Below are 19158 nucleotides of genomic sequence, written 5' to 3'. Positions count from 1 at the left end.
GACTCACCAGGGTGAAAACCTTGGACCACCAGTTGAGACTTCTGAGGGAGGTTGCCATGAACGACGTCGACACCGTCGGTGGCTACGCAGTTCCGGTCGACCCGATGGACGACCTCTACTGCGAGTCCTGCCAGTAAGCAGGCCCACCGCATAGACCCCGGAACCCCGGCTGACCGCGACGGTCGCCGGGGTTCCGTACGAAGGGGTCGGGCGCGCGGGGCACGCGCGGGGGAGCGAAGCTAGGCTCGAACCCGTGAGCGTCAACCCCGAGCTGCAGGGGCGGAGCTATCCGCCCACAGCCCCCTACCTCGTCGGCCGCGAGAAGGTGCGCGAGTTCGCGCGTGCCGTGTTCGCGACGAACCCCTCCACCACGACCCCGAGGCCGCACGCGCAGCGGGCTACCCGGATGTCGTGGCGCCGCCCACCTTCCCGGTCGTCGTGCAGGAGCACGCCCTCGCGCAGCTGCTGGCCGACCCCGAGGCAGGCATCGACTTCAGCCGTGTCGTGCACGGCGACCAGCGCTTCAGCTACAGCCGCCCGGTCGTCGCGGGCGACGAGCTCACGGCGACCCTCACCGTCACGAGCGTCAAGAGCCTCGGCGGGCACTCCATGGTGACGGCCGACGCCCTCGTGGCCGACGCATCCGGATCCCACGTGGTCACCGCGACCTCCACCCTCGTCGTGCGAGGTGACGAATGAGCACGCCCACGCTCTCGAGCCTGACCGTCGGTGACGTCGTGGCCGAGGCCGAGTTCGCACTCAGCCGCGACAGCCTCGTGCGCTACGCGGGCGCATCCGGTGACTTCAACCCCATCCACTATCGCGACGACGTCGCCGCATCCGTCGGACTGCCCGGTGTGCTCGCCCACGGCATGCTCACGATGGGGCTCGCCGCGCAGCCCGTCGTCGACTGGCTCGGGGATGCCGGCCGCGTCGTCGACTACCAGGTGCGGTTCACCCGCCCCGTCGTGGTGGATGCTGCCGAGGGTGCTGTCGTGACGGTGACCGCCAAGGTCGGCCGCATCGACGAGGATGCTGCGCGCATCGATCTCACCGTCACCTTCCGTGGCGAGACGGTGCTCGGCAAGGCGCAAGTTCTCGCCCGCCTGGAGCCGTGACGCCCGTGGAGTCGCACCCGGGGCGTCCGCTCGCGGAGTTCACGACCCTCCGGGTCGGGGGCCCCGCGCGCGAACTCGTGGAGCCCGCGACGCGCGACGAGCTCGTGCAGACCGCGCTCGAGGTCTGGCGCACGGGAGACGACTGGCTGCTGCTCGGCGGCGGCTCGAACGTGCTGATCGGCGACGAGGGCTTCGACGGCACCGTCATCCGGGTCGTGACGCGGGGCATCGACATCGCGATCGACGCCGACGGGCGACACGCCCGCGTGCGCGCGGAGGCGGGGAGAGCTGGGACGCGCTCGTCGCGGCGACCGTGGACGCGGGCCTCGCGGGCGTCGAGGCGCTCAGCGGCATCCCGGGCACGGTGGGGGCGGCACCCGTGCAGAACATCGGCGCCCACGGCCAGGAACTCGGCGAGCGGCTCGTCGGCATCGACTTCCTCGACTACGCGACTGGCGAGGTGATGCGCCTCGACGCGCGCGACCTCGGCCTCGGCTACCGTACGAGCGCCCTCAAGCGCGGGCGAGCCGGCATCGTGCTCGCCGTCGAGCTCGACCTCGACGCGGGCGGCTGGTCGGGCCCGATCGCGTACGCGCAGCTCGCATCCGCTCTGCAGGTGGAGCTGGGCGAACGTGTGCCTCTCGCCGACGCCCGGCGAGCCGTGCTCGCGTTGCGCGCGTCGAAGGGCATGGTGCTCGATGCGGCCGACCCCGACTCGGTGAGCGCGGGCTCGTTCTTCACCAACCCGATCGTGTCGGAGTCGTTCGCACGGGCGATGCCTGCCGACGCCCCGCGCTGGCCGATCGTGTCGGAGGAGCCGGAGCGCGTGCTGGCGCCCGGCGAGGACGTGCCGGCTCTCGCCTCGGCGGAGTACCAGGTGAAGCTGTCGGCGGCCTGGCTCATCGAGCGCTCCGGCATCTCGCGCGGCTTCACCCTGCCCGGCTCGGGCGCCGCGATCTCGACGAAGCACACCCTCGCGATCGTCAACCGCGGCGGTGCGACGGCGGCGGATGTCGCCCAGCTCGCCTCCCTCGTGCAGACGCGCGTGCTCGCCGAGTTCGGCGTGCGGCTGCACCCCGAGCCGGTGTTCGTGGGGGTCGAGCTGTAGCTCGGTCGGTCGCCGCACCCGGGCCTGCTTTGTCGAAAATGCAGGAGTCGTCGCGACTCAACGCGACAGAACGGGGGCGGATGCCGGCCCAGCAGCGCGGATCTCCTGCATTTTCGACATTGCGGCGGGCCGGCGGGCGCGGCGCGCACCCTCGCTAGGGTCGAGTCGTGGCAGAGATCGTGGTGCTCGGCAGCGCCAACATGGACCTCGTCGTGCGGCAGCCCCGGCTGCCCGAGCCCGGCGAGACGATGTTCGGCAGCTCGTTCACGACCGTTCCGGGAGGCAAGGGCCTGAACCAGGCGATTGCTGCCGCTCGGGTCGACGGCGACGTGGCCTTCCTCGGTGCGGTGGGCGGCGACGCCTTCGGCGGCGAGCTGCGTGAGACGCTCGCCGCGGCCGGGGTCGACACGGATGCGATCGCCCTCGTCGAGCGTCCCACCGGCACCGCGCACATCGCGGTGCTCGACGGCGGCGAGAACGCGATCGTCGTCGTGCCCGACGCCAACGGGGTGGAGCTGCCGCTCGACGACGTGCAGCGCGCGGCGATCCGCGCGGCCCGGTACCTCGTCGTGCAGTTCGAGCGCCCGCTGCCGCTCGTCGCCGCCGCTGTCGCGTTCGCGCGCTCGGTCGGCGTCACGACCGTGGTCACGCCCGCGCCCGTGCTGCCGCTGCCCGACGGGTTCCTCGAGCAGGTCGACGTCCTCGTGCCGAACGCCGCCGAGGCGTGCGCCCTCGCAGGAATCGACGACGAAGCGGATGCCGCCCGCGCCCTGAGCGCACTGGTCGGCACGGTCGTCGTGACCCGCGGCGCGCGCGGCGCTCTCGTGGCGCGCGCGGGAGACATCGTCGCCGAGGTGGCCGCCCATCCGGTGACCCCGGTCGACACGACGGGAGCGGGCGACACGTTCACGGGCGTGCTCGTGGCGCGCCTGGCCGCGGGCGACGCCGAGGCCGCCGCGCTGCGTGCCGCAGCCGTCGCCGCCGCTCTCGCCACCACGCGCGCGGGTGCCTCGACGTCGATGCCCAGCTGGGCCGAGGTCGAGTCTCACCTCAGGTGAGCCCGGGCTAGAGGATGCCGAGCTCCATCGCCCGGGTCACCGCGCGCGTGCGGTCGTTCACGTCGAGCTTGGCGAAGGCGTGCAGCAGGTGCGTCTTGACGGTCGCCTCGCCGAGGTGGATGCGGGCGCCGATCTCGCGGTTCGAGAGGCCCTCGGCCACGAGTCGCAGCACCTCGAGCTCGCGCGGGCTGAGCAGCGGAGCGGGCGGTTCGGGCGTCCGGGTGCGCGCGACGAGCATGCGGCTCACGCTCGGTGCGAGCGCCACCTCGCCCGCCGCCACCGCGCGCACGCCCGCGAGCAGTTCCTCCTCGGGCGCGGCCTTCAGCAGGTAGCCGCTCGCGCCCGCGGCGATCGCCGAGAGGATGCCGTCGTCGGTCTCGTAGGTCGTGAGGATGAGCACGCGCACCTCGGGGTGGGCCGCGAGGATGCGGGCGGTCGCCTCGTCGCCGTCGATGCCCGGCATCCGCAGATCCATCACGACCAGATCGGGCGCGGCGCTCGGCACCAGGGCGAGAGCCTCCTCGCCGCTCGCCGCCGTGCCGACGATCACGACATCCGGCGCCGACTCGAGCAGCGCCACGATGCCCGCACGCACGACGGGGTGGTCGTCGACCACGAGGATGCGGATCACGCGGCACCCCCGATCGGCAGCGTCGCGGTCAGTGCGGTGGCCCCGGGCGTGCCGTCGACCTCGAGCGTGCCGCCCGCGAGTGCGAGCCGGTCGCGCAGGCCGGCGAGGCCGAAACCCGCTCGCGCCTCGGCGGGGAATCCGCGGCCGTCGTCGCTCAGCACGAGCCGTGCGTCTCCGGATGCCACGGTCAACTCCATGCGGGCGTGCGCCGCCGCCGAATGCTTGCGCACGTTCGCGAGCCCCTCCTGCGCGCACCGCAGCAGCACGACCTCGGTGTCGCGATCGAGCGGTTCGTCGAGCGACGTCGACACCGACACCCGGATGCGCGTCTCGCGTTCGAAGCGCTCCGCGAGCCGTTCGAGCGCCTCCGCGATCCCGCCCTGAGTGAGCTCGACGGGCGCCGCAGCCGCGACGAGCGCGCGTGTCTCGGCGAGCGCATCCCGCGCACTCGTCTCGATGAGCTCGAGCGTCTCGTCGTCGAGGGATCCGGATGCGAATCCGCGTCGGGCGCGCTGCGCGAGCAGCACGAGCCCGGTGAGCGATTGCGCGACGGTGTCGTGCACCTCGCGTGACATCCGGGCCCGTTCGGCCGTGATGCCGGCGTCGCGGTGCAGTGCGGCGAGTTCGTCTTGCGCCGCGGTGAGCTCGTCGAGCAGCCGGGTCTTCTCGGCGCCGAACTCGGCGATGCGCCAGATCCAGTTGCCCATGATCACCGAGAAGCCCACCGAGAGCGTCTGACTGAGCAGGATCTGCTGCCACGCGTTGGCGTCGGTGATGCTCACCGAGAAGCCCGCACCCACCGCGATCGCGACGCCGATGCTCGCGAGGGTGGCATCCCGTCGCCCCTCCGAGAGCACCCACACCGCGGGGTAGGCGAAGCACTGCGCGATCGCGAGCAGCGGTTCGAGGCCCGCGACGGCGCCCGCGAAGAGCACCGTCGCCACGATGAGCGCGATCGCGGCGGGGAGCGCTCCACGACCGCGCGTCGTCGCAGCATGAGAAAGAGCGCCGCATACACCGCGACGGCCACCACGCCCACCGCCAACTCGGCGGGGGCGCGGTGGTCACCACGAGCGTGGCGATGACGAAGACGCCGACGCCCGCGAGGCCCAGGAGCCACCAGCGGGAGGTGATCACTCAGCCATCCTTGCGGATCCAGCGGAAGGTCACGCGGGTGAGCACGAGACCGGCGACGAGCCAGATGCCGCACACGATCGCGACGCCGGGGAGGTTCCACTCGCCGCCGGCCTCGAGGGCCGCGTAGGCATCCGGCAGGAACACGGCGCGCATGCCGTGCGCGAGCCAGGCGAGCGGGAACACGTTGGCGATCTGCTGCAGCCACTCGGGCAGCAGCGAGAACTGGATGTAGACGCCCGAGATGAACTGCAGGATGAGCACGATCGGGATGATGACCGCCGTCGCGCTCTTGCCCGAGCGCGGCAGGGCCGAGAGCCCGATGCCGAGGATGGCGCACGTGGCGACCCCGAGCACGAGCACCCCGGCGAACGTGGCCCAGGCCTCCGCATCCGACGGCAGCGGCACGCCGAACGCGACAGCCGCGGCCGCGATGAGCAGCGCCGCCTGCAGCACGGCCGTCACGAGCACCTGCCCGATCTTGCCGATGAAGTAGCTCACCGGCGAGAGGGGGCGCCGGCGAGTCGCTTGAGCGTGCCGTCGCTCTTCTCCATCGCGATGTCGGTCGCCATGTTCTGCAGGCCCGACAGCAGCACCCCGGCCGCGAGCATCGCCGGCAGGTAGTACTGCGCGGCCGTCACCGGATCTCCGTCGGGGGTGCGGCCGAACTCGGCATCGCTGAAGGCGATCGAGAAGATCGTGAGCATCACGAGGGGGAACAGGAAGGTGAAGAACACCGTGTCGCCCTGGCGGAAGTACGAGCGCACCTCGTAGCCGACGCGTGCAAGGCCGAGCCGCACGGTGCGCACGGGGCCGAAACCGGTGGTCGTGGGGGATGCGGATGCCGTGACGGCGCTCATGCGAGGTTCCCTTCGAGCGTGGGGATCGTGGCGGTCTCGCCGACGAGCTCCAGGTAGATGTCTTCCAGGCTCGGGCGGATCACCTCGAGCCGTTCGGGCTCGCCCGCGGCCGCGAGACGGGCCACGAGTGCGCCGGGTTCGGTCGTGCGCTCCTGCCGTTGCACGCCGTTCTCGAGCCAGCGCACGATCGGCACCCGCGCATCCGCGCCGCCGAGCTCGTCGATGGCGCCGATGGCCACGAGCTCGCCGCCGGCGATGATGCCGCCGCGGTCGGCGAGCTGCTGCGCCTCGTCGAGGTAGTGGGTGGTGAGCAGGATGCTGGTGCCCTCGTCGCGGAGGCTGCGGATGAGCTTCCAGAACTGGCGGCGCGCCTCGGGGTCGAAGCCCGTCGTGGGCTCGTCGAGGAACAGCAGCTCGGGGCGTCCGATGATGCCGAGGGCCACGTCGACGCGGCGCTTCTGCCCGCCCGAGAGCTTGGCGATGCGCGTATTCGCCTTCTGCTCGAGGCCGACCGCGGCGATCGTCTCCTCGACGTCACGCGGGTTCGGGTAGAGGCCGGCGAAGTGCCGCAGCTGCTCGCGCACCGTCGCGGTGCCCGACTCGCCGGTCGACTGCAGCACGATGCCGAGCCGTGCCTTCCAGGGCAGGTCGCCGTGGTGGGGGTCGATGCCGAGCACGCGCACCTCGCCGGCCGTGCGGTCGCGGTAGCCCTCGAGGATCTCGATGGTGGTGGACTTGCCGGCACCGTTGGGGCCGAGCAGGGCGAAGGTCTCTCCGCGGCGGATGTCGAAGTCGATGCCGCGCACGGCCTCGACATCCCGGTACCGCTTGCGGAGCCCCCGCACCTCGACGACGTTCTGCGTGGTGGCACTGCCTGTGGTCATGCCCCCACTCTGCTTGCCCGTGCCCGCGCGCACCTCTCCCGCCCGGTGGTTCCTCCCTCCACCATCCGGTGGACCCCCGGTGCTCGCGAGTGGTCGCATCCGGTGGCCTTCCCGCCCGAATGGGCCACCCGATGCGACTACTCGCGGGGCGGGTGCCAGCCGCGAGCGAGAAGAGTGGCGCGGATGCGCGCCACAGCTGCACGGGATGCGGGGGTGCGGAGTTGTGGGTCGACGTCATCGGACGTGAGGCGGTGCGTCTCCCAGCCGATCGCGGCGAGTTCTTGTTGCTTGCGGATGTCGCGCCGGAACTTCGCCGGGTCCAGGTGCAGCAGGCTCTCGTACTCGATCGCCGTGCGGAACTCCGGATGGGCGCCGTCGACCATCGCGATCCACGCGCCGGTGGTCGGGTGGTAGACGTCGAAATTGAGGGACAGCTCCGGAAGTCCAGCACGGAGCACCATGAGATGCAGGTAGCTCTCGCGACGGGAGAGCGGACCGTACCTCACGAGACCGAGGGCCTCCCGGGCTTTCCTCACCCCCGGCCGCCCGCATGCCGCTCCACGGCGGCCGCCAGGTGCTCCCGCCGGATGAGCGGCGGCCTCGCGTCGAACGGTTCCGTTCCGGTGATCAGGAAGTCGCCGGCCGCGACCAGATCATCCAGGCCGAGCAACGGTGCGCTCTGCACCCAACTCGTGGCGGGGTCGGTGATCGCGAGGCCGCCGAGAGTCGTCACGCCGACTCGCTCCGACTGCAGGAGGTGGGGGATCGTCAGGCGCGTCCGTGGCCGGGAGGCCCCGACGGACGAGACGTGGATCGTCGGCTGCCGCTCGATCCTGCGAGGCAGCGGCGCGCCCCACAGCAGCAACGCGGTCGTGTGACTGACCACCTGATCCGGATTCTGACGCAGCGCGAAAGCGGCTGCGATCCGCGCGGGTTCGAGCCGACCGACGTGGTCGCGCACGGTGTTGAACGGCGCGTGCAATGCGGATGCCTTCAGGCGGTCTCGCCCGATCCCGAGGCGACGGGCGTCGCGCACCCGGAACGGCGCATCCGCCCATTCGTCGGGCAGCGGCTCGGGAGGTCGAGGCATCCCGTCAGCTTGCTCCCGATCTGCGCCCCGGCGGTCCCCAGCCCCGCATCTGTGGACAACCTCCGCACCGCCCCGCGCGAGTGGTCCATTCGGGTGGCCTTCCCGCCCGAATGGGCCACCCGATGCGACCACTCGGTGAGGGGTTGCCTGGGGGTTCAGTGGTGTTGCAGGCGGCGGATGACTGCGGCGAGAGCGAGCACGGTGATGGTCGCGCCGAGGGTCACCACGATCACGAACGCCCATCCGAAGCCGTCGAGACCCAGCACGGTATCGAGGGCGTCGGCACGGCGTGCGGGGGAGGAGGCCAGCCAGAGCACCGTGCCGCCCGCAGCCAGCAGCACGAGGCCCCACAGCACGGCCCCGACGCGGATGCGGGGGCGCGGCAGGTGCTCGCTGGCGGATGCCGGATCCACGGTGGCGTCGCTCGCGAGAGTCTCTGTCGGGATCGCGTCGTTCACGGGGTGGCTCCTTGGTCGGTGTCGATGAGATCGGCCGGCGTGGGGGTGGGGGTGGGGATGGGTTCGACGAGCGCGCCGTTCGTGTCGGTCGCCCAGGTATCGTCTGGCTGCGGGGTGAGGGTGAGCCATGGACCCGGCTCCGACCATGAGTTCACGCGCATCCATGTGCCCCTGCCGATCCACGCGCGGAGCACGACATCCGGATCGCCCTCACCGGCCGTGAACGTCAGCCGACCGCGGTCGGTCCGATAGTCCGAGAATCTGCCCACGTCGTCGTGCCGCTCCTCCACCGTCACCCACTTGCCGGGGTCGTCGGAGGTGATCTCGACCCGCAGGGTCGCACCCGGCTCGAGCTCGATCTGCACGTCGCCTGACAACTGCCACAGGTCGATGACCGCGGTGCTCCCCTCGCGGTCCGCCACGTACAGGTGGGTGCTGCCCACGAGTTGGGAGTAGCGACCGTCGTGCGTGCCGGCGATCGACCAGCGCATTCCCGGCAGGATCGTCGTGCGATCCGTCGGCACGACCACGGCGAGCACGAGCGCGACCACCGCGAGCATCGAGAAGAACGCGAGCGCCCCGCTGCGCCGGCGGCCCAGGGCCACGACGACCGTGCCGAGGCCGAGCACGAGCACGAGCACGGCCGCGCCGATCATCCACTCGGCGCCGCGGGTCGCCGGCGACTGGGCGGCCGTGAACGCGGCGATCGCCCCCGCGACGAGGGCGACACCGAGCACGAGGAACACGACCCCGGCGCTGGCTCTCGGGCGAGTCATGCGCCGGATGCGTGCGCGCTCGCGCGCGAGCTCCGCGGCCTCGACAGCCTGCGCGTGCGCCTCGGCCTGGCGGCGGTCGCGTTCGCTGCGGCGCTGTTCTGCCGCCCACGCGGCGCGCTGCTTCTGCCACTCGGCCTGGCTGGCCTTCCATGCTGCGAGCTCCTCCGCCGAGGCATCGGCCGGAGGCGCGGGCGGCTCGCCGGGCTCGGACGCGGGCGACGCGGACGCGACGAACGCGGCGGTGGTGGGCGCCGTGTCCGCCACGCTCACGCCTGCCGCCTCCGATGGGAACGTCGGCACCGTCTCGGGCCGGTCATCCGTCGTGGCGGGCGTCATCGGGATCTCGGCCGAGGAGCGGCGCGCGAGCCACACGACGAGCACGATGACGGCGGCGAGCAGCACGGCGGTCCAGACGATGCGACCGGCGGCACCACCCCATCCGAGGTCGCCCCAATAGAGCGCGCCCGCGTACCAGAAGCCCTGCGTGAGGGGCAGGAACGACAGCAGGAACACGGCGATGATGCCGGGCAGTGCACGCGTGATGCGCCCGTGTCCGAGTTCCTGCGCATGGATCGTGCCCGCCGCATCCGGCAGCAGGAACCAGGCGATGGCGTACAGCAGCACGACGGGTGCGCCGACCACCGCGAGCACGACGGCGATACCGCGCACGAGCAGCGGGTCGATCCCGATGCGGGTTGCGAGGCCGCCGCACACGCCGCCGAGCCAGCCGTTCTGGCGCTGTACGCCGAGGCCACGGAGCCAGGTGAAGAAACCTGATTCGCCGGGAGCGGATGCGGATGCCGCGCTGGGGGAGGCCGCCTTCTCCGTCTCGAGGGCGGGCGTCTCGGGCGCGGCCTCCTCGGCGGTGGAGGGGCCGACGGGCGCGGACGCGTCAGTCGACTCCTCGGGAGCCTCGTCGGGCGGCGGGGATGCGGTGGTGCGTCGGGCCATGACTCGATCGTGGCGCGCGGCGCGGGTGGCGTTCTATGGGGGATGCCCTGATCGTCCCCTGATCCGAGGATGCGGGACGCCCCGCGCGTGCGACGATCGACGCATGACCGCCGCCGAGCCTGCATCCGTGGGGGCCGTCGCGCCCGCGCGCGCGGGCGAGCAACGCATCCGCCCCCGCTCGTGCGCCCGAGTGCGCTTGTGCTCGGCGGCGTGAGCGTCGCGCTCGCGCGGCACCTGGGCATGCCGGTCGTGCTCACCCGCGTGCTCTTCGCGGGGCTCGGCGCGCTCGGCGCGGTGTGGATGCTGTACGCGCTGTGGGTGCGGAGCGCACCCGTCGCAGCGCTGGCGGGGCTCGCACCGGCGCTGCTCTACGCGTGGCTGTGGGCGCTCGTGCCGCGGGAGCCGGGCACCCCGCATGCTCCGCGCACCCGCCTCGCTCCCGTCGCGGCGATTCTGATCGGATGCGGCGCCGTCTTCGCGCTGATCGTGCCGTTCACCTGGGGGCCGACCTCCACGTATCAGCTGCTGCCCATCGGTCTCGCCGAATCCGCTCTCGCGCTGCTCGCCGCCATCGCATGGGCCGTCGCCGTCGACCGGCGCGACCCGCAGCGTGCCGTGACGGCGCCCGTGGTGCGCGGTCTCGCATCCGGCTTGCTCATCGTGCTCGGCGTCGCGCCGCTGCCCGCCTCGTTCGCCGATGCGCGCACGCTCGTCGCGATCGTGTGCGTCGCCCTCGTGCTGCTCGGAATCGCCGGGTTCGTGCTGCCTCCGCTCATCGATCGCTGGGCGTCGCGTGCGGCCGAGCGCGCCGCCCTCGCGCGCGAGGAGCAGCGCGCCGAGATCGCCGCGCACCTGCACGACTCGGTGCTGCAGACCCTCGCGATCATCCAGAACCGGGCGGGCGCCGGTTCTGAGATCGCGCGCATCGCCCGCGCTCAGGAGCGCGAACTGCGCGACTGGCTGTTCGCGGGCACCGACCCGTTCGCGGGCGACCTCGCCACGGAGCTCAAGACGATCGCACGCGAGCTCGAGCTCGAGCACGCTGTGCGCATCGAGGTCGTGACCGTCGGCGACGTCGGCGCGATCGAGTCGGGCGCGCTCGCGGGTGCCGCGCGCGAGGCGCTCGTCAACGCGGCGCGGCACGCGGGGGCGAGGTCACGGTGTACGCAGAGGCGACACCCGAGGCGATCGAGGTGTTCGTGCGCGACAGGGGTGCGGGCTTCGATCCGGATGCCGTCCCGGATGGCCGCCTCGGCATCCGCGAATCGATCGTGGGGCGCATGGCGCGCGCGGGCGGCACGGGCACCGTCACGAGCGGCGAGGAGGGCACCGAGGTGCTGCTGCGACTTCCGCGGCGCGCGGCCCCGGCATCCGGCACCGCGCCGGCGCCGAACATCGTGCCCGCCGCACCCGCAACCGAGGGGGAGCGTCATGACGCGCGTGCTCATCGTCGACGACCACTCGATCTTCCGCACCGGCCTGCGCACCGACCTCGGCGACGCCGTCGAGGTCGTCGGCGAGGCGGGCGACGTGGATGCGGCGGTGCGGTCGATCGCCGAGCTGCGTCCCGAGGTCGTGCTGCTCGACGTGCACCTGCCCGGTGGGGCGGGCGGCGGAGGCGCCGAGGTCGTGCGCCGCTCGGCCGCGCTGCTGGGCGAGGTGCGGTTCCTCGCGCTCTCGGTGTCGGACTCCGCCGAAGACGTCGTCGGCGTCATCCGTGCGGGAGCCCGCGGCTACATCACCAAGGCCACGAGTGGGGCCGAGGTCGCCGCCGCGGTCGCGACGGTCGCCGCGGGGGACGCCGTGTTCTCGCCGCGCCTCGCCGGTTTCGTGCTCGACGCCTTCGGCACCGCCGCCGGTGCCCCGGCCGTCGCGACCCGCGACGACGAGCTCGATCGCCTCTCGGCGCGCGAGCAGGAGGTCATGCGGCTCATCGCGCGCGGCTACGCCTATAAGGAGGTCGCGTCGCACCTCTTCATCTCGATCAAGACGGTCGAGACCCACGTCTCCTCGGTGCTGCGCAAGCTGCAGCTCTCGTCACGCCACGAGCTCACCGCGTGGGCCCTCGAGCGGCGTCTGCTCTGAGGCTGTGCTTGTTGTGCGCCGCGGTAATCCGCGACGCCGGCCGCGCGGCCGGCCGTGCGCGAACGCCCGGCCGCGCGAGTGCCGACACCGTTGGGCGGCCCGTCGGTGCGCCGCTCAGCTGGTTGAGGAGCGCATCGCGCAGCGATACGCGTCTCGAAACCAGCGTCACCTCGAAGCGTCACCTCGAAGCGTCACCTCGAAGCGTCACCTCGAGAAGAACAGCGGCCACGCCACGAGCACCGCGAGCGTCAGCATCACGAGCGCGATCGCGCCGTCGAGGATGCGCCACGCGAGCGGGCGAGCGAACACCGGGGCAAGCGCCCGGGCACCGAAGCCGAGCGTCGTGAACCACAGCACCGACCCCGCGGCGATCCCCAGCCCGAAGAACCAGCGGGCATCGCCGTGGCTGTTCGCGAGCGAGCCGACGATGGTCATGTCGAGGTACACGTGGGGGTTGAGCCAGGTGACCGCGAGGCATGTCGCGACCGCGGCGAGCAGCGAGCGGCGGCGGGATGCCGCATCCGGTGCCGTGTCGACGGTCAGCACCTCGGTCTGCCGCCGCAGCGTGCGCCGCGCCGCGAGCACGCCGTAGGCGGCGAGGAACAGGGCGCCGCCGATCCGCACGATCACGAGCAGCCATGGCACCGCATCGATCACGACGCCCGTGCCGGCGATCGAGAGCCCGATGAGCACGATGTCGCTGAGCGCACAGATCGCGACGATCGCGAGCACGTGCTCGCGGCGGATGCCCTGGCGCAGCACGAAGGCGTTCTGCGCGCCGATCGCGACGATGAGCGAGAGGCCCAGCGTCAGCCCGGCGAGCGCGGCGGCGAGGGCAGCGGATGTCGTCACGCGCCCACGCTAGGCCGCCTCCCGTCGTCAATCCAGTTCAGGATTCTGCAGAAGCATTAGCATCACTTCAGATGAACCTCGACCGAGACCACCTCGCCACGCTCCGCGCGGTCGTCGACGCGGGCACCTTCGACGCCGCCGCGGCAGCGCTGAGCGTGACGCCGTCGGCGGTGAGCCAGCGCATCAAGGCGCTCGAGCAGCAGCTCGGGCGCGTGCTCGTCGAGCGCTCCAAGCCGGTGCGCGCCACCGAGTCGGGCGAGGTGCTGCTGCGACTCGCGCGCGAGATCGCCCTGCTCGAGGCCGATGCCGCCGCCGCATTGCGGCTCGACGACTCCGACGAGGGCTTCACGAGCGTGCCGCTCGCGGTCAACGCCGACTCGCTCACGAGCTGGTTCCTGCCGGCGATCGCATCCGTGTGCACCGAGCGGCGCATCGTCGTCGACATCCACCGCGAAGACCAGGACCGCACCGCCGAGCTGCTCGCCTCGGGGCGCGTCATGGCCGCGGTCACCTCGCGCGCCGACCCGGTCGCGGGCTGCAGCTCGACCCCCTCGGGGTGCTCGTCTACCACCCGGCCGCCAGCCGCGCATTCGCCGAGCGCTGGTTCCGCGATGCAGCGGATGCAGCATCCTTCGCCCGTGCCCCCGTCGTCGACTTCGACCACGACGACGAGCTGCAGACGCGCTTCCTGCGCAGTGTCTCGCGGCGAGTGCTCGACCCGCCGCGCCACTTCGTCTCGGGCTCGAGCGACTTCCTGCAGGCCATCGCGCTCGGGCTCGGCTGGGGCATGCTCCTGGAATCGCAGCTCGCGGATGCCCCACCCGGCGCGTTCGTCGAGCTCGCCCCCGGCGGCCCGGGCGTCGCGGTGCCGCTCTACTGGCAGCAGTGGAACCTGCGCTCGCCCGCGCTCGACGCCCTCGCCGCCGCGGTCGTCGCATCCGCGCGCGCCTCCCTCCGCTCCCGTCCGTGAGAGTACGTACTTTGTAAGCGACACGCCGCGCCTCGCGCCCCGAAGTGCGTACTCTCGCGGAGACGGGGCCGGCTGACAGCACGCCGCGGCGGATGCCGTACACTTGACCGGGTTGCCTGGTCACCCAATCTTCGTCATGCCCGGAATCGGGTTGCGGCGCTCGGGAGGCAAGCGACATAGGGCGGTGGCTCAATTGGTAGAGCAGCGGTCTCCAAAACCGCAGGTTGCAGGTTCGAGTCCTGTCCGCCCTGCGAATCCGGCGCACGAGAGTGCGTGGGATCGCCGGCCGAAAGGGTAGTGAGAGTGGCACGAAAGGTGATCGACGAGCCCAGCGAGGACGTCGTCGCGAACGCCAAGCGCGAACGCGCTGAGCGGCGCAACCCGTTCGCACGGATCGCCCTCTTCCTCCGTCAGGTCATCGCCGAGCTGAAGAAGGTCGTCACCCCGACCCGTCGTGAGCTGTTCAACTTCACGGCCGTCGTGCTCGTGTTCGTGCTGATCATGATGGGCCTCGTCTGGGGCCTCGATCAGCTCTTCAGCTGGCTCGTGAACTGGGCGTTCGGCAACCCCGACCTCGCCTGATCCGGCCCGTCCCGGGCCCTGAGCTCCCCACAAGGAAAGAAAGCATCGTGACGCAAGAAGAGCGCGACATCGACCTCGCGACCGCAGCCGAGCAGTCCTCCGAGGAGGACGAGGCCCAGGAGGGCAACGTGCTCGCATCCGAGGAGTCGTCCGTCGAGTCGGCCGAGCACCGCGCCATCCACATCGTCGACGACGGCGACACCGACGTCGAGGCCGGACTCGAGAGCGCCCTCGACGCGCTCGAAGCAGCATCCGACCCCGAGGCCGACGCGATCGTCGACGACGCCCTCGACATCGACTCGAGCGACGAAGCGGATGCCGCTGCCGCCGCCACCGAGGACGAGGAGGAGACCGAGGAGGAGGAGACCGAGCCCGAGGTCGACCCCTACGAGGAGTTCCGCGCCGAGCTGCGCGGCAAGCCCGGCAAGTGGTACGTGATCCACTCCTACGCCGGCTTCGAGAAGCGCGTGAAGCAGAACATCGAGTCGCGCCGCCAGTCGATGGCCATGGAGGACTACGTCTTCGAGGTGCAGGTGCCGATGGAAGACGTCGTCGAGATCAAGAACGGGCAGCGCAAGCTCGTGAACCGCGTGCGCATCCCGGGCTACGTGCTCGTGCGTATGGAGCTCAACGAGGACTCGTGGTCGGTCGTGCGCCACACGCCGGGCGTCACGGGCTTCGTCGGCAACTCGCACAACCCCACCCCGCTGCGCTTCGAAGAGGCCTTCAACATGCTGAAGAGCCTCGTGCAGGTCGTGGAGGCGCCCGTCAAGGGTGCCGGCGCCGCGAAGGGTGGCAAGGCCGCCGCGCGCGTCATCCCGGCCGAGATCGACTTCGAGGTCGGCGAGACCATCACCATCAAGGAGGGCTCGTTCGCGGGCCTGCCGGGCACGATCTCCGAGATCAAGCCCGAGAGCGGCAAGCTCACCGTGCTCGTCTCGCTCTTCGAGCGCGAGACCCCGGTGGAGCTCTCCTTCGACCAGGTGACGAAGCTCTAGCGTCCACGACGCGACGCCAGGCCCCGGATGCTGCACGCATCCGGGGCCTTCGCGTTTTCGTATGTCGACGGTGAAGAGCATCGGGACCTGGCATTGCGCAAAATGATGCGTAAAATATCCCGCATGAAGGTCGATACCCGCGACATCCGAGCCGCCAGTCAGGTCGCCCGCAACTTCGGGCAGGTCACGGATGAGGTGGAGGCGGGGCGAATGATCGTCGTCGTGCGGAACAACACACCCGTCGGAGTACTGGCGCCCGTGTCGCTCGTCGATCGACTCGACGCGGTCGACGAACGCGAGGAAGACCTGCGGCTGCTCGGGCTGGCGCTCGTGCGGCTCAACACGAGTAGCGGCGACCTCGTTGAGCTCGACGAACTCGCCGCCGAACTGGGCGTCGAGTTGCACGACGACGTCGACCCCGACGCCGCCTGATGTCAGCGCTCGTGCGCCTGCTGCCCGAGGCCGCGGATGACGTACGGGCTCTGGACGGCTCCGCACGCGTCCTTGTGCTGAAGGGACTGAAGAAGCTCGAGGAGTCGCCCGAGTTGCGGGGCGCTCCGCTCGGATCGAAGGCGAACGCGCAGTCGGATCTCACCGGCTTCCGGAAGCTTGTCGTCGGCGACCGCGCGTATCGAATCGTCTTCCAGGTGCTGCCGGACGGCAGCGTCGTGGTCGTGTGGGTCGTTGGCGCGCGCGCCGATGATGAGGTCTACCGCCTCGCCCGCGAGCGGATCGCCTCGTACGACGACCCGGCGCGCCGCGCACTGCTCCGCACCATCCTCGACACCTCGCAGTAGCGCTTCGTGCGGGTGCGCCTGACGTGCACCCACTCGTGGTCGCGTAGCCAGGCCTCAGTTGCCACTCCTTGTCGCCTCAGACGGACGGATGCGACGACACGTGGCGAGTGAGCGCCGCCTCAGTGCTTGTTGCCCGTGAGCAGCAGCACGCCGCCGAGGCCGATCATCATGGCGCCGCCGGTGGCGCGCAGGCGTGCGATGCGGCGAGGCGATGTCGCGAACCAGGCACGCGCCGTGCCCGCGGCGAGCGCCCACGCCGAGTCGCACACGAGCGCGAGCGCCACGAACACGACGCCCAGCTCGGCCAGCTGCAGAGGGATCGCTCCCGCGCGGTAGTCGACGAACTGCGGCAGCACCGCCACGAAGAACGCGATCGTCTTCGGGTTGGTGGCGCCCACGACGAAGCCCTCGCCGAGCAGTCGCCAGCTGGAGCGCGGGGCGCGCGCCTCGTCCTGGGGCACCTCGCGGCGGTGCCGGATGGCCTGCACGCCGAGGTACACGAGGTAGCCCGCGCCGATCACCTTGATGATCGTGAAGATCACGACCGACTGCGCCACGAGCGCCCCGACCCCGAGGGCGACGAGCGCAAGCAGCGGCAGCATCCCGAGCGCGTTGCCGACCACCGAGAGCACGCCCGCGAGCCGGCCGTAGGCCACCGAGCGACCGATCACGAACAGGATGCTGGGGCCCGGCATGAGGATCAGCACGATCGACGCGACCACGAAGGCGCCGAGGGATGCGGTGGGGACCATGAGCAGAAGCGTAGCCCCGTGTATCATGGACAGGTTGTCTGTGCGCTTTCGCGCGCCCGGCGACCACCCACCGCGTCCAACCGGATGGCGGGAGAGTGAGGCGAGAGCCTCGTTCGATCGAAAGAAAAGGAATATGGCACCGAAGAAGAAGGTGACCGGCCTGATCAAGCTCCAGATCAACGCCGGCGCCGCCAACCCGGCCCCGCCCATCGGCCCGGCCCTGGGTCAGCACGGCGTGAACATCATGGAGTTCTGCAAGGCCTACAACGCGGCCACCGAGAACCAGCGCGGCAACGTCATCCCGGTGGAGATCACCGTCTACGAAGACCGCTCGTTCACGTTCATCCTGAAGACCCCGCCCGCCGCCGAGCTCATCAAGAAGGCCGCCGGCGTGGGCAAGGGCTCCGCCACCCCGCACACCTCCAAGGTGGGCAAGCTCACCCGCGAGCAGGTTCGCGCGATCGCCGAGCAGAAGCAGGCCGATCTGAACGCGAACGACATCGAGGCTGCGGCCAAGATCATCGCCGGCACCGCCCGGTCGATGGGGATCACGGTGGAGGCGTAATCATGGCTCAGAAGTCCAAGGCATACCGCGCCGCCGCCGACAAGCTCGAGGCCGGCAAGTTCTACGCTCCCGACGAGGCCGTCGCCGTCGTCAAGGAGACCGGGTCGAAGAAGTTCAACTCGACCGTCGAGGTCGCGCTCAAGCTCGGCGTCGACCCCCGCAAGGCCGACCAGATGGTGCGCGGCACCGTCATCCTGCCGCACGGCACCGGCAAGACGGCGCGCGTCGTCGTGTTCGCCACCGGCCCCGCGGCCGAGGCCGCCATCGCGGCCGGCGCCGACGAGGTGGGTGGCAGCGAGCTCATCGAGAAGGTCGCCGCCGGCTACACCGACTTCGACTCGGCCGTCTCGACGCCCGAGCTCATGGGTCAGGTGGGTCGTCTCGGTAAGGTGCTGGGCCCCCGTGGTCTCATGCCGAACCCGAAGACCGGCACCGTGACGCCGGATGTGGCCAAGGCCGTGTCCGACATCAAGGGCGGCAAGATCGAGTTCCGCGTCGACAAGCACGCCAACGTGCACTTCGTGATCGGCAAGGCCGGATTCACCACCGAGCAGCTGCAGGAGAACTTCACCGCCGCGCTCGACGAGATCCAGCGGGCGAAGCCGTCCAGCTCGAAGGGGCGCTACATCCAGAAGGGGTCGCTCTCGACCACCTTCGGCCCGGGTGTGCCGCTCGACGTGGCTGCTCTGTAATCACCACAGCAACACAGCTCAGGAAGGGCCCGCCTCGTGCGGGCCTTTCCGCCTTTCCGGGCCGGATGCTCCTGAGTTGCGAAACAGCGCGGATGCCCGCGCACCCGAGCGTCGAGGAGGCGAGATGACCGAGGCCGCGATTCCGGTCACCCGACTCGCTCAGCTGCGCCGGATGACGAGCACCTGGTTCTTCGTCGTCGCCTTCATCGCGCGCATCCCGGTGGCGATGGATGTCGTCGGGGTCCTGACGCTCGTGTCGGTGGAACGCGGACTCGCAACCGCCGGCCTGGTCTCGGCTGCGCTCGGCATCGCGTCCGGCTTCGGCGGGCCGGTGATCGGGGCGATCACCGATCGCGTGGGCCAGCGACCCGTTCTGCTCATCGTCGCGGTGCTGCACACGGGCCTGCTGCTCGGGCTGCTCGCCGTCGTCTACGGCGGCGCCCCGCTCGGCGTGCTGCTCGTGCTCGCGATCCTCGCGGGGGCCACCATTCCGCCGGCGTCGCCGCTCGCGCGCGCCCGCTGGCTCGCGCTGCTCTCCGCCGACACGCGTGCCGGCGGCCGCGGTGTGCCGGTCGCACTCGGCTACGAGACCATGGCCGACGAGATCTCGTTCGTGGGCGGCCCGATCCTCGTCGGCGTGCTCGCGACCGCCTTCGGTCCGGCCGCGCCGCTGCTCGTCGCGGCGGCGTTGACACTCGTGTTCGTTGCGGCCTTCGGGCTCCATCCGACCGCCGTTGCCGTGCCGCCGGGCTCCCACGATGGGGCGCAGCGCATCGCCCCCGTCGCGAACTGCTGCG

19 protein-coding genes, 1 tRNA gene and 5 pseudogenes are annotated in these 19158 nt (G+C 71.3%); 15 read left to right on the top strand and 10 right to left on the bottom strand.

The window, feature by feature from the left end; translation table 11 throughout:
* Positions 1-253 precede the first annotated feature (253 nt).
* The 4 genes and pseudogenes from QQK29_RS03935 (at position 254) to QQK29_RS03920 (ending at position 3284) form a co-directional block, all read left to right on the top strand.
* Positions 254-699, top strand: a pseudogene (locus QQK29_RS03935) (FAS1-like dehydratase domain-containing protein).
* Entirely contained in the window at positions 696-1118 is a 423-nt protein-coding gene (locus QQK29_RS03930) for a MaoC family dehydratase (protein WP_284297954.1), read from the top strand. Before QQK29_RS03935 ends, QQK29_RS03930 begins: the two are co-directional and overlap by 4 nt.
* A pseudogene (locus QQK29_RS03925) lies at positions 1115-2226 on the top strand (UDP-N-acetylmuramate dehydrogenase). Before QQK29_RS03930 ends, QQK29_RS03925 begins: the two are co-directional and overlap by 4 nt.
* A gap of 167 nt (positions 2227-2393) precedes the next feature.
* Positions 2394-3284, top strand: a complete 891-nt coding sequence (locus QQK29_RS03920; RefSeq protein ID WP_284297952.1) for a ribokinase — start codon at positions 2394-2396, stop codon at positions 3282-3284.
* 7 nt (positions 3285-3291) lie between these two features.
* On the opposite strand, the gene QQK29_RS03915 is transcribed toward QQK29_RS03920, so the two are convergent.
* The 8 genes and pseudogenes from QQK29_RS03915 to QQK29_RS03880 form a co-directional block, all read right to left on the bottom strand.
* Positions 3292-3915 (bottom strand): response regulator, encoded by a 624-nt coding sequence (locus QQK29_RS03915; RefSeq protein ID WP_284297950.1) that lies wholly within the window; start codon positions 3913-3915, stop codon positions 3292-3294.
* Complete coding sequence (locus tag QQK29_RS03910; RefSeq protein ID WP_284297948.1) at positions 3912-4859, bottom strand: sensor histidine kinase; 948 nt, start codon at positions 4857-4859, stop codon at positions 3912-3914. Before QQK29_RS03910 ends, QQK29_RS03915 begins: the two co-directional genes overlap by 4 nt.
* Positions 4860-5052: 193 nt before the next feature.
* A pseudogene (locus tag QQK29_RS18435) lies at positions 5053-5909 on the bottom strand (ABC transporter permease).
* On the bottom strand, positions 5906-6793 hold the full coding sequence (locus QQK29_RS03900; RefSeq protein WP_284297946.1) for an ABC transporter ATP-binding protein: 888 nt from the start codon (positions 6791-6793) through the stop codon (positions 5906-5908). Before QQK29_RS03900 ends, QQK29_RS18435 begins: the two are co-directional and overlap by 4 nt.
* A gap of 137 nt (positions 6794-6930) precedes the next feature.
* Positions 6931-7299 (bottom strand): hypothetical protein, encoded by a 369-nt coding sequence (locus QQK29_RS03895; protein WP_284297944.1) that lies wholly within the window; start codon positions 7297-7299, stop codon positions 6931-6933.
* A gap of 26 nt (positions 7300-7325) precedes the next feature.
* A complete protein-coding gene (locus QQK29_RS03890; RefSeq protein WP_284297943.1) occupies positions 7326-7883 on the bottom strand; it encodes a hypothetical protein in 558 nt (185 codons plus the stop codon).
* Between the two features lie 155 nt (positions 7884-8038).
* On the bottom strand, positions 8039-8341 hold the full coding sequence (locus QQK29_RS03885; protein ID WP_284297941.1) for a hypothetical protein: 303 nt from the start codon (positions 8339-8341) through the stop codon (positions 8039-8041).
* Positions 8338-10068, bottom strand: coding sequence for a PspC domain-containing protein (locus QQK29_RS03880; RefSeq protein WP_284297939.1), 1731 nt, complete (start codon positions 10066-10068; stop codon positions 8338-8340). The genes QQK29_RS03885 and QQK29_RS03880 overlap by 4 nt, the downstream gene beginning before the upstream one ends.
* A gap of 1431 nt (positions 10069-11499) precedes the next feature.
* On the opposite strand from QQK29_RS03880, the gene QQK29_RS03875 reads away from it, so the two are divergent.
* Complete coding sequence (locus tag QQK29_RS03875; RefSeq protein WP_284301896.1) at positions 11500-12153, top strand: LuxR C-terminal-related transcriptional regulator; 654 nt, start codon at positions 11500-11502, stop codon at positions 12151-12153.
* A gap of 204 nt (positions 12154-12357) precedes the next feature.
* Here QQK29_RS03875 and QQK29_RS03870 read toward each other — a convergent pair whose 3' ends face one another.
* The gene (locus QQK29_RS03870; RefSeq protein ID WP_284297937.1) at positions 12358-13005 is read right to left on the bottom strand and encodes a LysE/ArgO family amino acid transporter; all 648 of its coding nucleotides are present in this window, start codon (positions 13003-13005) and stop codon (positions 12358-12360) included.
* Between QQK29_RS03870 and QQK29_RS17760 the strand changes: the two are divergent.
* From QQK29_RS17760 to QQK29_RS03840, 7 genes and pseudogenes are all read left to right on the top strand, one after another.
* Positions 12996-13502 (top strand): annotated as a pseudogene (locus tag QQK29_RS17760) (LysR family transcriptional regulator); the annotation flags it as partial. The gene QQK29_RS03870 and the pseudogene QQK29_RS17760 overlap by 10 nt on opposite strands.
* 59 nt (positions 13503-13561) lie before the next feature.
* Entirely contained in the window at positions 13562-13975 is a 414-nt protein-coding gene (locus tag QQK29_RS17755; RefSeq protein WP_348533940.1) for an ArgP/LysG family DNA-binding transcriptional regulator, read from the top strand.
* Between the two features lie 178 nt (positions 13976-14153).
* Positions 14154-14226, top strand: a tRNA-Trp gene (locus QQK29_RS03860).
* Positions 14227-14278: 52 nt separating this feature from the next.
* Positions 14279-14557, top strand: coding sequence for a preprotein translocase subunit SecE (gene secE, locus QQK29_RS03855; protein WP_284297935.1), 279 nt, complete (start codon positions 14279-14281; stop codon positions 14555-14557).
* 44 nt (positions 14558-14601) lie between these two features.
* Positions 14602-15555: a transcription termination/antitermination protein NusG gene (nusG, locus tag QQK29_RS03850; RefSeq protein WP_431308771.1), complete on the top strand. Its 954-nt coding sequence runs from the start codon at positions 14602-14604 to the stop codon at positions 15553-15555.
* A gap of 123 nt (positions 15556-15678) precedes the next feature.
* Positions 15679-15987, top strand: a complete 309-nt coding sequence (locus tag QQK29_RS03845; protein ID WP_284297931.1) for a type II toxin-antitoxin system prevent-host-death family antitoxin — start codon at positions 15679-15681, stop codon at positions 15985-15987.
* Positions 15987-16352 (top strand): type II toxin-antitoxin system RelE family toxin, encoded by a 366-nt coding sequence (locus QQK29_RS03840; RefSeq protein ID WP_284297929.1) that lies wholly within the window; start codon positions 15987-15989, stop codon positions 16350-16352. The genes QQK29_RS03845 and QQK29_RS03840 overlap by 1 nt, the downstream gene beginning before the upstream one ends.
* Positions 16353-16471: 119 nt before the next feature.
* Here QQK29_RS03840 and QQK29_RS03835 read toward each other — a convergent pair whose 3' ends face one another.
* The gene (locus QQK29_RS03835; protein WP_284297927.1) at positions 16472-17104 is read right to left on the bottom strand and encodes a LysE family translocator; all 633 of its coding nucleotides are present in this window, start codon (positions 17102-17104) and stop codon (positions 16472-16474) included.
* A gap of 133 nt (positions 17105-17237) precedes the next feature.
* Between QQK29_RS03835 and rplK the strand changes: the two genes are divergently transcribed.
* The 3 genes and pseudogenes from rplK to QQK29_RS03820 form a co-directional block, all read left to right on the top strand.
* Positions 17238-17669, top strand: a complete 432-nt coding sequence (rplK, locus tag QQK29_RS03830; protein WP_284297925.1) for a 50S ribosomal protein L11 — start codon at positions 17238-17240, stop codon at positions 17667-17669.
* Positions 17670-17671: 2 nt separating this feature from the next.
* Positions 17672-18361 carry a 50S ribosomal protein L1 gene (gene rplA, locus QQK29_RS03825; protein WP_284297923.1) on the top strand — a complete coding sequence of 230 codons (690 nt, stop codon included), beginning with the start codon at positions 17672-17674 and terminating at the stop codon, positions 18359-18361.
* Between the two features lie 124 nt (positions 18362-18485).
* Positions 18486-19109, top strand: a pseudogene (locus QQK29_RS03820) (MFS transporter); the annotation flags it as partial.
* Between the last annotated feature and the right edge of the window lie 49 nt (positions 19110-19158).

The organism is Homoserinibacter gongjuensis (assembly GCF_030161875.1).
Lineage (GTDB): Bacteria > Actinomycetota > Actinomycetes > Actinomycetales > Microbacteriaceae > Homoserinibacter > Homoserinibacter gongjuensis.
Note: the sequence above shows the minus strand (reverse complement) of the source record. Positions and strands in the feature narration are given on the sequence as shown.

Coding starts and splice junctions, on each gene's coding strand:
- QQK29_RS03875 (WP_284301896.1), top strand. CDS start 11,500: ATGACGCGCGTGCTCATCGTCGACGACCACTCGATCTTCCGCACCGGC.
- QQK29_RS03930 (WP_284297954.1), top strand. CDS start 696: ATGAGCACGCCCACGCTCTCGAGCCTGACCGTCGGTGACGTCGTGGCC.
- rplA (WP_284297923.1), top strand. CDS start 17,672: ATGGCTCAGAAGTCCAAGGCATACCGCGCCGCCGCCGACAAGCTCGAG.
- QQK29_RS03835 (WP_284297927.1), bottom strand. CDS start 17,104: ATGGTCCCCACCGCATCCCTCGGCGCCTTCGTGGTCGCGTCGATCGTG.
- QQK29_RS03845 (WP_284297931.1), top strand. CDS start 15,679: ATGAAGGTCGATACCCGCGACATCCGAGCCGCCAGTCAGGTCGCCCGC.
- QQK29_RS03890 (WP_284297943.1), bottom strand. CDS start 7,883: ATGCCTCGACCTCCCGAGCCGCTGCCCGACGAATGGGCGGATGCGCCG.
- QQK29_RS03900 (WP_284297946.1), bottom strand. CDS start 6,793: ATGACCACAGGCAGTGCCACCACGCAGAACGTCGTCGAGGTGCGGGGG.
- QQK29_RS03880 (WP_284297939.1), bottom strand. CDS start 10,068: ATGGCCCGACGCACCACCGCATCCCCGCCGCCCGACGAGGCTCCCGAG.
- rplK (WP_284297925.1), top strand. CDS start 17,238: ATGGCACCGAAGAAGAAGGTGACCGGCCTGATCAAGCTCCAGATCAAC.
- QQK29_RS03840 (WP_284297929.1), top strand. CDS start 15,987: ATGTCAGCGCTCGTGCGCCTGCTGCCCGAGGCCGCGGATGACGTACGG.